This is a genomic window from Pseudoalteromonas sp. GW168-MNA-CIBAN-0100 (assembly GCF_040309225.1).
GTDB lineage: Bacteria > Pseudomonadota > Gammaproteobacteria > Enterobacterales > Alteromonadaceae > Pseudoalteromonas > Pseudoalteromonas arctica.
The window spans coordinates 1-311 of record NZ_JBEOOL010000353.1; the positions used below are offsets into that span (position 1 = coordinate 1).

Here is a 311-nt window from a genome sequence, read left to right on the forward strand (position 1 = left end):
GCTTTCGGCAACACTTACAAAAGGCGATGACAGTCCGTTTGACAGCTTTTGCAAAGAGCAAAGTTACGATTTAGAAGAGTCATTCCCCGTTGATAAAAAAACAGTGGCAAGTATGGTTAAGTTCTCCGGTTTAGGTGGCGGTGTAAGTGTGAGCTTTGAGCGTAAACACTTAGGTGAACGTGTTACTTATAATGAAGCAACCGATACCTTAGTGATCAAAGGCATTCCGCCAAACTTAAAAGATCAGTTACAACGCTTCATGGAAAAAGAACAAGACTAATGCGATTGATATAAAGTTACAGGTACAAAAA

At 39.9% G+C, this 311-nt stretch carries 1 protein-coding gene; it reads left to right on the forward strand.

The window, feature by feature from the left end; genetic code table 11:
- Positions 1-280, forward strand: a 280-nt coding sequence (locus AAEY62_RS21435) for a nucleoid-associated protein (protein ID WP_350636406.1), incomplete at its 5' end; no start/stop codon positions are given.
- Positions 281-311: the final 31 nt, after the last annotated feature.